Source organism: Pseudomonas sp. (assembly GCF_050739655.1).
In the GTDB taxonomy this organism is placed as follows: Bacteria; Pseudomonadota; Gammaproteobacteria; order Pseudomonadales; family Pseudomonadaceae; genus Aquipseudomonas.
Window position 1 is genome coordinate 1 of record NZ_JBOIBY010000362.1, and the last position, 10,302, is coordinate 10,302.

General features: G+C 57.9%; 12 protein-coding genes. 8 read left to right on the plus strand and 4 right to left on the minus strand.

Annotated features, from left to right (window positions below; genetic code table 11):
- Positions 1-162: 162 nt before the first annotated feature.
- Both folE and ACRESJ_RS17370 read right to left on the minus strand, forming a co-directional pair.
- Positions 163-708, minus strand: a complete 546-nt coding sequence (gene folE, locus ACRESJ_RS17365; protein ID WP_431758998.1) for a GTP cyclohydrolase I FolE — start codon at positions 706-708, stop codon at positions 163-165.
- 22 nt (positions 709-730) lie between these two features.
- Positions 731-1,756, minus strand: a complete 1,026-nt coding sequence (locus ACRESJ_RS17370; protein ID WP_431758999.1) for a tyrosine-type recombinase/integrase — start codon at positions 1,754-1,756, stop codon at positions 731-733.
- Between the two features lie 131 nt (positions 1,757-1,887).
- On the opposite strand from ACRESJ_RS17370, the gene ACRESJ_RS17375 reads away from it, so the two are divergent.
- From ACRESJ_RS17375 to ACRESJ_RS17395, 5 genes are read left to right on the plus strand one after another with little or no spacing between them, the layout of a single operon-like run.
- Positions 1,888-2,475 (plus strand): Rha family transcriptional regulator, encoded by a 588-nt coding sequence (locus ACRESJ_RS17375; RefSeq protein ID WP_431759000.1) that lies wholly within the window; start codon positions 1,888-1,890, stop codon positions 2,473-2,475.
- Positions 2,476-2,814: a phage tail protein gene (locus ACRESJ_RS17380; RefSeq protein ID WP_431759001.1), complete on the plus strand. Its 339-nt coding sequence runs from the start codon at positions 2,476-2,478 to the stop codon at positions 2,812-2,814. It abuts the gene before it with no gap.
- A gap of 9 nt (positions 2,815-2,823) precedes the next feature.
- Positions 2,824-3,573 carry a phage minor tail protein L gene (locus ACRESJ_RS17385; RefSeq protein ID WP_431759002.1) on the plus strand — a complete coding sequence of 250 codons (750 nt, stop codon included), beginning with the start codon at positions 2,824-2,826 and terminating at the stop codon, positions 3,571-3,573.
- Between the two features lie 2 nt (positions 3,574-3,575).
- Positions 3,576-4,340: a C40 family peptidase gene (locus ACRESJ_RS17390; RefSeq protein WP_431759003.1), complete on the plus strand. Its 765-nt coding sequence runs from the start codon at positions 3,576-3,578 to the stop codon at positions 4,338-4,340.
- A gap of 25 nt (positions 4,341-4,365) precedes the next feature.
- Positions 4,366-4,575 (plus strand): hypothetical protein, encoded by a 210-nt coding sequence (locus tag ACRESJ_RS17395; RefSeq protein ID WP_431759004.1) that lies wholly within the window; start codon positions 4,366-4,368, stop codon positions 4,573-4,575.
- Here the strand turns inward: ACRESJ_RS17395 and ACRESJ_RS17400 are convergent.
- Both ACRESJ_RS17400 and ACRESJ_RS17405 read right to left on the minus strand, forming a co-directional pair.
- Positions 4,559-4,783 carry a hypothetical protein gene (locus ACRESJ_RS17400; protein WP_431759005.1) on the minus strand — a complete coding sequence of 75 codons (225 nt, stop codon included), beginning with the start codon at positions 4,781-4,783 and terminating at the stop codon, positions 4,559-4,561. The two genes, ACRESJ_RS17395 and ACRESJ_RS17400, sit on opposite strands and share 17 nt — an antisense overlap.
- A 176-nt stretch (positions 4,784-4,959) precedes the next feature.
- Positions 4,960-5,349: a hypothetical protein gene (locus ACRESJ_RS17405; RefSeq protein ID WP_431759006.1), complete on the minus strand. Its 390-nt coding sequence runs from the start codon at positions 5,347-5,349 to the stop codon at positions 4,960-4,962.
- A 285-nt stretch (positions 5,350-5,634) separates the two neighbouring features.
- Here ACRESJ_RS17405 and ACRESJ_RS17410 point away from each other — a divergent pair, with 285 nt between their 5' ends.
- The 3 genes from ACRESJ_RS17410 to ACRESJ_RS17420 all read left to right on the plus strand — a co-directional run.
- Positions 5,635-6,057: a hypothetical protein gene (locus ACRESJ_RS17410; protein WP_431759007.1), complete on the plus strand. Its 423-nt coding sequence runs from the start codon at positions 5,635-5,637 to the stop codon at positions 6,055-6,057.
- Between the two features lie 43 nt (positions 6,058-6,100).
- Positions 6,101-6,709, plus strand: coding sequence for a tail assembly protein (locus ACRESJ_RS17415; protein ID WP_431759008.1), 609 nt, complete (start codon positions 6,101-6,103; stop codon positions 6,707-6,709).
- A 57-nt stretch (positions 6,710-6,766) separates the two neighbouring features.
- Positions 6,767-10,302: host specificity protein J (locus ACRESJ_RS17420; protein ID WP_431759009.1), on the plus strand; the 3,536-nt coding region annotated here is incomplete at its 3' end.

The window sequence follows — 10,302 nt, forward strand, 5'->3', positions numbered from 1 at the left end:
AGGAAAGTATTAATATCGCGCATAAGAACGCCGGTTTGTTAGATGTGTTTGCTCGCACGAACATCATCAATCAAATCGGCGTTCTTGTTTCTGTGTTTCCCGGGATTCCGTGAAGAACCAAAAAAAACCGGCGATGAATGCCGGTTTTCTTCGTGCAGCGAATTACTTGATGAGGCTGAGGAACTCGCTGCGGGTCGCGGCGTTTTCCCGGAACTCGCCGAGCATCACCGAGGTGATCATCGTCGAATTCTGCTTTTCCACACCGCGCATCATCATGCACATGTGCTTGGCCTCGATCACCACCGCGACGCCCACGGCGCCGGTGACTTGCTGGACCGCCTCGGCGATCTGGCGGCTGAGGTTTTCCTGGATCTGCAGGCGGCGGGCGTACATATCGACGATCCGCGCGACTTTTGACAGACCCAGAACCTTGCCGCTCGGAATGTAGGCAACATGCGCCTTGCCGATGAACGGCAACAGGTGGTGTTCGCACAACGAGTAGAGCTCGATGTCCTTGACCAGCACCATTTCGCTGTTGTCGGAGCTGAACAAGGCACCGTTGGTGACTTCTTCGAGCGTCTGTTCATAACCACGGCAGAGGTACTGCATGGCTTTGGCGGCACGTTTTGGCGTGTCGAGCAGGCCCTCGCGGGAGACGTCCTCGCCCAATTGGCCGAGAATCGCGGTGTAATTCTGTTCCAATGTCACAGAGCTTTATTCCGTATGGGTTCTAGAGGGGTACGGTTTCTGTCTGTACCAATTTTGTACCAATCAGGCTTTGCTCCAGCTTCCCGACTTCACTCCAGTCTTCACTGGAGTTGATCCACCGGGCGTATGTCGTCAGCAGCATTTGCACGCTGTGGCCGAGCTGATTCGCAATGAACCCGAGGTTCATGCCTGCCATTAGGCACATGGTAGCGTAAGTGTGCCGGCAGTTGTATTGCCGTCTGGCTCTGATCTTCAGTGCGACCAGAGCTGCCTTGAAGTGTTTGTCGGTCACGCTTGCCTGCTGGATGAACTCAAAGTTCTTGGTTGGCGGGAACACATACGGTGACTGCTTGTGTTGGCGTCGGCTCTGTTTCGCCCTCAATTCGGCCACTTCCCTGGCCACCTCAACAGCATTTAATGCCCTGCTATTCAGCATGACTCGACGCGCCTCTCGGGTTTTCGTGCGCTCTTCGATCTTGTAGTCAGCCACGATTCTGCACACGTTGGCGACGCGCCCCTCTGTATTCACCTCATCCCAGCGCAGCGCCGCTATCTCACTTGGTCGCATGCCGGTGTAAAACGCGAACTCGAAGTAGGCCGCGTAAACCCGCATCGAACCGGTCAGCACTTTATATAGGTGCCCGATGATCAAATCCGCCTCCCCCACCGTAAACGGGTCCACCGGTTTCTTCGCCTTGGCGGGCAACTCAATCGAGCCGACCGGGTTTCTGGTGATCAGCTCATCATTCACCGCGCATTCAAACATCGTGTGCAGGCGCTGGATCGCCGACCGCTTTACTGTCGACGATTTCCACTTCGTCTCGCCGGCGATTTTTCGGATCATCGCAGAATTGATCTGATCAATCGGTATAAGCGCCAGGTGCGGCATCCAATAAAGGTTGAGCGATATTCGGTAGTTCTTCCGCGTGCCGCCGACCACTTCCCGGCTGTCGAGCCAGGTCTGTGCGTAACCCCCGAACAGGGGAGTGGCAGAGTAGGTGGAGTAGGTAGAGTTCGGGAACAGCTCGGCGTAACGCTGATCGTCCATCACGCCGTGCTTGATGAGGCTGATTACTGTAGCGCGTAGATCTGCGGCCGCTTTAATGCCTTTTGGCGTTTGGGAATACCCGCCATGTCGCGACACTTTTCCGGCAAGAACAAAACGTGTCTCGACACACTATGTCGTCACGCGAGATAGCCGAACTCACCGGCAGCACGCATGACAATGTTCTGAAAACCATCCGGGTCTTGGTTGCCAAGGGTGTCGTTTCTTCAAACGACACCCCCTACGTCCACCCGCAAAACGGTCAGGTCTATCGCGAATTCCTGCTTTCCCAGCGTGACACCCTGGTGGTCGTCTCCGGCTACAGCGTCGAACTGCGTGCCCGGATCATCGATCGCTGGCAGGAATTGGAGGCGAGGGCTGATCAATTCCAGATCCCGGCGACCTACGCCGAGGCACTCCAAGCAGCTGCTGATCAGGCCAAGGAAAACCAGTCACTCCGCTTGGTGATTCTGGATCAGGAGCCTAAGGTCGCGGCCATCAAGCGATTGGCCTCCGCCGGCGGCGCGATCTGCATCAGCGATGCTGCCAAACAACTGCAGGTGCCACCCTCGAAACTCTTCCGATGGCTTCTGGAGGTGGGACATCCTCTCAGAAGGACATGCAGGTTGTTGGACAAGCCTATGCCGATGTCGCCAAGCGTGGAGCGCAGCAGGCGATTGCTCAAGAGCTGCAACCAGGCGGGCAAATCTGGAGGGTCGTAAATGGCCGTTGAAACTTTCACCTGGTGCCCAAAAGTCGAGCCCACCAGCGCGCCGGAGTATCGGGTGCGCTCCTCTAAGTTTGGTGATGGTTACGAGCAGGTCGTTGGAGACGGGATCAACAATAAGCAGGACAGTTGGCCTTTGACATTTGTCGTCGGCGAGTCAGTTGCCGTTGAAATCAAGGCGTTCCTCGACCGGCACGGTGGATTCCGGTCTTTCCTCTGGACACCGCCGCTCGGTGAACTGAGCTTCTTCCGAGCAACAGCGCCGACGGTCACGCCGAACGGCGCTGGCGTCTTCACGCTCACAACCACCTTCACACAGTCATTTCTCCCATAAGGGTTATCCATGCCGCTGATTAGCGATATCCAGGTGCTGGAGCCTGGCAGCGAAGTGCTACTCTTCGAACTGGACGGCACTGATTATGGTGCTAATGTCCTACGCTTTCACGGTCACGCCATTCCGCACACAGCAGCCGAGATCATCGCTGCCGGTGCCGATGCCGATCAGCTCCCGGCCAAGCCAATCTACTGGCAGGGTAACGAATACGGCGCCTGGCCGATGCAAATCGATGGTATCGAAGCGAACGGCGACGGTACCGCGGTGCGCCCGACGCTTTCGGTCGGCAACGTCGACGGGCGCATCACAGCGCTTTGTCTGGCATTCGACGACTTGCTCGAGTTCAAGCTGACCATGCGCCATACGCTGGGCACGTACCTGGACGCGGCGAACTTCCCAGCCGGCAACCCGACAGCCGACCCTACCCAAGAGACGATCGAGGTCTGGTACATCGACCAGAAAACGAACGAAGACGGGGAGACGGTCAGTTGGGAGTTGGCCAGCCCTGGCGATGTCGGCGGGCAATCGATAGGCAGGCAGGCGACGACCTTGTGTCACTGGTGCCTCACCGGCGGATACCGCGGGCCGAATTGCGGATACACCGGCGGATACGTCACGAAGGACGGCGTGCCCACCGACAACCCAGAACTCGACGAGTGTGATGCCACGCTGGGCCGTGGCTGCATACCTCGCTTCGGCGAGGGCAACCCGCTGCCGTTCGGTGGCTTCCCTGCCGTTTCACTGATCGCCCGGAGTTGACCATGCGCAAGCACATCCTGACCGCGATCCAAGCGCACGCGGCAGCCGAGTACCCCAAGGAGTGTTGCGGCCTGCTACTGAGCATCGGTCGCAAACAGCAGTACTTCCCGTGCCAGAACATTTCCACCGAGCCGAATGAAGAGTTTCGAATCGACCCGGAGCAGTACGCCGCAGCGGAAGACCTGGGCGAAGTCATTGGCATCGTGCACTCGCACCCTGATGCAATCAGCCGGCCGTCACCGCGCGACCTGGCCATGTGTGAAGCGACCGCGCTGCCGTGGCACATCTTGAGCTGGCCGGAGGGCGATCTGCGCACCGTCGTGCCGACTGGTGATGTTCCGCTGCTGAAACGTCCATTCGTGCACGGTGCCTGGGACTGCTGGCAGGTCTGCGCAGATTGGTACAAGCGTGAGTGGAGGCTGGAGTTTGAAGCCTTCAAGCGTACGGATGGTTGGTGGGAGAGCAAGGACAACACCAGTCTGTACGAAGCGAACTACGAGGCGGCCGGCTTTTACCGGGTCGACCAGCCGCAGCGCGGCGACATGGTCGTGATGGATGTGGGGCGGACTGTTCACCCGAACCACGCCGGGATCTATCTCGGCGCCGATCCGGCGCTGCCAGGCGAAGATGCGGCGACCTTCGGCCCTGGCCCATTCCTGCTGCACCACCTATACGGCAGGCCATCGGAAGTCATTGTGTTCGGCGGGCCCTGGCTCGATAGGACTCGCCTGATCCTCAGGCACAAAGATGCACAACCAACCACATGATGCGGTAATGCCGCGGGAGATCGGTATGTACAAGTTGAATATGGGGATGACGGAATCTGGAAAGCCCTATGTGGCCGGTATAGGTGTTGGCGTTGGTCAGAATCTGGTTACTGCTGACAGATTCGCGATCAAGGACAGCGCGCAGGTAGCGGAAGGGGAGAAAGCCGACCTCATCAAGCGTCGGCTTTCAAGGCTTGAAGAAGCCTTGGGATTAAACGCTATTTGTGAGCATTGAAGAAGTCGGTTATCAATTTCATGTCCGGAGCTACGCCATCAGCTGTTGAATACGCCTTGGCAACCTCCAGCGCGTGAGCCTGAGCGGCTTCTACTGCTGCCGTACCCTGTGTAGTTTTTAGCTGATTGGCGAGTCCTGCAACTATGCAGTTCAGGGTAATAAGTGATGACCCGGTGTGGTCCAGGATATCTTGTACGTTGTTGCTCATATAACTTTTCCTTTCGTTATCCGCGCCGAAATTGGCGCAATCCCAGTCCTTGGGCTTGCTGGCATAGGATTGGGGTGGCGTTTCGTGGACGCAGAAGGCTACAACGTCGGGTGGCGGGGCGTTACTGGGAATTCGTACCTGCGCGAAAAGCTGTGATGAGATGGTGTGTCATGTTGTCAGCGTCTACCCCATCTGCGCGGGCCGCCCAACAAAGTACCGTTATCTGAGTCCCCGAACCCAGATGCACCGCCTGTATCGTATGAAACCGGCTTTTGTAAAATAACAACAAATCCAATCACCATTCCCACGGATGCAAAAATAATCCCTGGGGAAGCATTTGTTAGCTTCGCCCCAATGGAGTTAGGAGCTTCGACGGCCCAATTAAAGGATCCTTGTAAGCCCATAAAAACCATTACTGCTCCAATCACTATAGTTAGAGCTGCCAAGGCCAAAGCTGCCCAGCGTAGGCCATAAATGTGTCGCATATGTTTTTCATGTGAGCGTAATGCTTCAAGCTGGAACTGGTAATGCAGCTCCTCTTCGCTCTTGTACATAGGGGAACTCATGAAGAATCTCCTTGGGTTTACGGTCATCGAGATGTTGACGGTTTAGGCTAGACGTAATGCGGGTTTCTAGTACCAATTGCGTTTCTCAGAAAGCATAGTCATGCTCTTGTGCTTGTGCTTGTGCTTGTGCTTGTGCTTGTGCTTGAGCATCGAGTCAACTGAACTGGATCCTCGTAGGTCAGCGGACAACCACACGATTTCAACCCGCGCTGATAAAATGTGCCTCTGCAGCTGATTAAACGGAGTGACTGTTATAGTCAGAAATTTTCAGGATGAGGAAGAAGCATGCGGACTTTGATAGGTTTGATGGCAGTGGCGATGCTGGCGGGGTGCGGAACATCTCCAACGCCATCCGGGCAGGCGCGCCAGGCGCCGCCGAGTCAGGTGCTGGCATATCAGAGCAAGCCATCAGGCGCATACGGCACGCTTCAGATTATTCGTGACTCTGGCCACACCGGCAGCATGTGTTCGATGGCTATTTTCATCGAGGGCAAACAGGTCGCCAAACTCGATCCAGGCCAGAAGGCGTCCTTTTATTTACCGCCTGATTCCGTCTCCGTCGGAGCCGCTTATACCGGCTCAGGAATCTGCTCGATGGGAGCTAACCGCATCGAGCGCGAGGCAGTTGTGAAGGACGGGGCAGTTAAGAAGTATCGGGTATTTACCGGGGGCGATGGCCAGATAGACATCCTCCCCACAACGCTATAAGCGCGACCGCCTCCGGGCGGTTTTTTATTGTCCGGAGGAACGCATGGCCTCAGCTGCTCATTACACACCCGCCACGAAAGTGATGTTGTCCGGGTCTCTTGCCAAGAAGTTTTTCAGGAGCAAACCATTTCTTCTCGATGGTGGATCTGGCGCCGAAGTCCTTCGCGCGCTAAATGCGACGGTTGAAGGCTTCGCCGATGAAATCAAACGACTTGAGCGACTGGGCATGACCTTCGCGATTTTTCGAAATCGAAAAAACATTGGAGCCAATTGCCTGGACCTTGGTGGTACGAGGGAGGTGCGTATCGTTCCTGTGGTTTCTGGGAGCAAGCGCGCAGGTGGGCTTCAAACAATCATAGGGTCAGTCCTGATCGCAGCAGCCTTCGTCCTTTCATTCACCCCGTTCGCAGCGGCCTCGCCCTATCTGTACCAGGTGGGAGCGGCGATGGTGATAGGAGGCGTCATTCAAATGCTGAGTCCTCAGGCTTCTGGTCTGAAGCAAAGCTCATCCCCCGAAAACGCACCGTCTTATGCCTTCGGCAGCGCGAAGAACACCACGGCCAGCGGCAATCCAGTGCCGATCTGCATCGGCGAGCGCCGGTGGGGCGGAATGATCATCTCTGCCTCGATCTACGCCGAAGACAAAGTGTAAGCAGCACGCAGCAAGCGGGCCGTCCGAGAGGCGGTTTTTTTTCGCCTGGAGGAAAGCATGGGCGCAGCACGGAAGATTGACATCCACGGCGAGAAGGGCGGCAGCAGCAAGCCGAAATCGCCGACCGAAGCCAGCGATAGCCTGCGCTCGACCAACTTGGCGAAGTTGCTCATTGCCGTGGGTGAGGGTGAGTTCGACGGCATCCCGACCGACTACGACATCTTTCTGGACAATACGCCGATTCGCGATGCCAGCGGCAACTACAACTTCCCGAACGTGAAGTGGGACTGGCGCCCAGGGTCTGTGGATCAGACCTACATCCCGGGCATTCCGTCCGTGGAAAACGAGACGTCCCTGAACATCGAACTGCGCAGCGATGCGCCCTGGGTACGTTCGATCACCAATACCCAGTTGTCGGCGGTTCGCCTTCGGTTCGCTTGGCCAGCGCTTCAGCAGCAGGACAACGAGGGCAATGTCGTCGGTTACCGAATCGATTACGCCGTGGACGTGGCCACCGATGGCGGCGCTTACCAACAGGTGCTGGTGGACGCGGTCGACGGCAAGACCACGACCCGCTACGAGCGGTCCCGCCGGATCGACTTGCCAGACGCTACCACCGGCTGGCAGATCCGCGTGCGCCGCCTCACGCCCAACCAGAACAGCAACCGAATCGCCGACACTATGCTGGTTGCCGGGTACACAGAAGTCATTGACGCCAAGCTTCGCTACCCGAATACCGCGCTGCTTTACATCGAGTTCGATGCCGAGCAGTTCACCAACATCCCGGCGGTGACGGTGAAGTGCAAGGCCCGGCGCTGGATGGTCCCCAGCAATTACGACCCAGTTTCCCGCACCTACACCGGCACTTGGGACGGCAGCATGAAGTCTGCATGGACCAACAATCCGGCTTGGATTACCTACGGGCTGTGCACCGAGGACCGCTTCGGCCTAGGCAAGCGCATCAAGCCGTTCATGGTCGATAAATGGGAGCTGTACCGAATCGCGCAGTACTGCGACCAGCTGGTACCAAACGGCCTGGGCGGCACCGAGCCGCGCTTCCTCTGCGACATGAACTTGCAAGGCAAGGCCGATGCCTGGTCACTGCTGCGAGACATCGCCGGCATTTATCGGGGCATGACGTATTGGGCTCAGGGCCAACTGGTGATGCAGGCGGATATGCCGCGGGCGCAGGACTTCGACTACGTCTTCACCCGGGCCAACGTCATCGACGGCAAGTTCTCCTATGGGAGCGCCTCGGCGAAAACCCGGTACACGCGAGCGCTGGTTAGTTACGACAACCCGGCCAACAACTACGACACCGACGTCATCCCGTTTGCCGATTTGAATCTACAGCGGCGCTACGGCGACAAGCCTACCGAGCTGAGTGCCATCGGCTGCACTCGTGCATCCGAGGCCCAGCGCCGCGGAAAGTGGGCGATCCTCAGCAACAACCAGGACCGCACCGTTTCGTTCAAGACTGGTATGGAAGGCGTGATTCCACTGCCGGGGCACATCATTCCGGTGGCGGATTCGCTGCTGGCGGGTCGTGAGGTTGGCGGCCGGATCTCGGCGGCGGCAGGGCGGGTGATTACGCTCGACCGCGACACGCAAGCAAAGGCAGGTGATCGCCTGATCATTAACCTGCCCGGCGGCCGCGCTGAGGGGCGCACCGTGCAGAGCGTCAACGGCCGAGCCGTTACCGTAACCGTGGCCTACGGCGAACCGCCGGTGGCGCAGTTGCAGTGGGCGCTCGATGCCGATGATCTGGCTATCCCGCTCTATCGCGTGTTGCGCACCAAGCGCACCACCGAAGGCGACTATGAAATCAGCGCGTTGCAGTTCGAGCCGAGCAAGTTTGCTTTCATCGACACTGGCGCGCGCCTAGAAGAGCGCCCAATCAGCGTAATTCCGATCACCGTGGTTCCCGCGCCGGCGAGCGTGTCGCTGACGTCGACTTCGTCGGTCGTGCAGGGGCTGGCCGTGGCCACCATGACAATCAGCTGGCCCGCCGTAAATGGCGCAGTCAGTTATGACGTGGAATGGCGTAAGGACAGTGGCAACTGGATCAAGCTGCCGCGCACCGGCACCACCAGCGTGGACGTCGTCGGCATTTACGCTGGCGCCTATGTGGCCCGGGTCCGCGCTGTCAGCGCCTTCGACATCTCGTCGATCTGGCGCAACTCGGTGCTGACTAACCTCAGCGGCAAGCAGGGACTGCCGCCGGCTGTGTCATACCTGACGGCTACGCCGCTGTTGTTCGGCATCTATCTGAAATGGGGTTTCCCAGCTGGCGCTGAAGACACCCAGCGGACCGAGATATGGTACGGGCCAACGACCGACCTGGAAGCTGCAACCAAGCTGACAGATCTGTCGTATCCGCAAAGCGACTTCTCAATGCTAGGCCTGCGTGCGGGCGTGACCTTTTATTTCTGGGCACGGCTGGTGGACCGGATTGGCAACATCGGTCCATGGTACCCGATCGGGCTCGGTGTTCAGGGTCAGTCGAGCGCAGATGCGGCGGCGATTCTGGAAATGATCGCCGGTGAGATCGGCCGTACTGAACTGGGCCAGGACATCCTCGACGAGATCGACAAGATCCCGGGGCTTCAAGCGCAGATCGATGCATTGGATGGCCTCAAGGCGTATGACCCGGAGGCGACTTACGTTGAGTACGACCTGGTCGTAGTTGGAAAGCGGATCTATCAAGCGACCGGCAACGTTCCACTCGATACACCGCCGCCTAATCCGGATTACTGGCTCGACGTTGGGCAGACGGTTGAAACCGCCAACGGCCTGGCACAGCAGGTGGCAACCAATACCGCCGATATCACTGAGATCGACGGCGTGGTCACCGCCCAGGCGACAGCCTTTGAAGCGCTGCGAGCATCGTCGAGAGACGACAATGGCGAGGGTGATTTAGCTGACGCGCTGAAGGGCTGGACGAGTACCGCAGCCATCGCTTCCGAATCAAAGGTTCGCACCTCTGAAAATGAAGCCATGGCCCAACGGATCACCACCTTCGACGCCAAGATTGGCGAGAACACGGCCAACATCACCGAGCTGGAGCAGGTGGTGGCCACGAACGAGTCAGCGACGGCGACGAAGATCACCCAGTTGACGGCGACGGTCGATGACAACACAGCCGCGATTCAGGAGACAGCGACGGCTTACGCCGACACTTCCGGCAAGCTGTCCACGATGTGGTCCGTAAAAATGCAGGTGGCCGCAGATGGCAAGTACATCGCGGCAGGCATCGGTCTCGGCATCGAGAACACAGGTGCCGGTTTGCAAAGCCAGTTCCTGGTCAGCGCTGATCGATTCGCCATCGTCAACACAATTGCTGGCGGTGCCGTTTCCGTTCCGTTTGCAGTGCAAGGCGGCCAAGTGTTCATGAACTCGGCATTCATCATGGACGGCGCCATCACCAACGCCAAAATTGGCAACTACATCAGCTCGACAAACTATATCGCCGGACAGCAAGGATGGATTCTGAACAAGGACGGCACGTTAGAAATTAACGGCATCGTTCCTGGGCAGGGGCGGTTGGTGATTAACTCATTGAACGTATCGGTCTACGACGCCAACAACGTGTT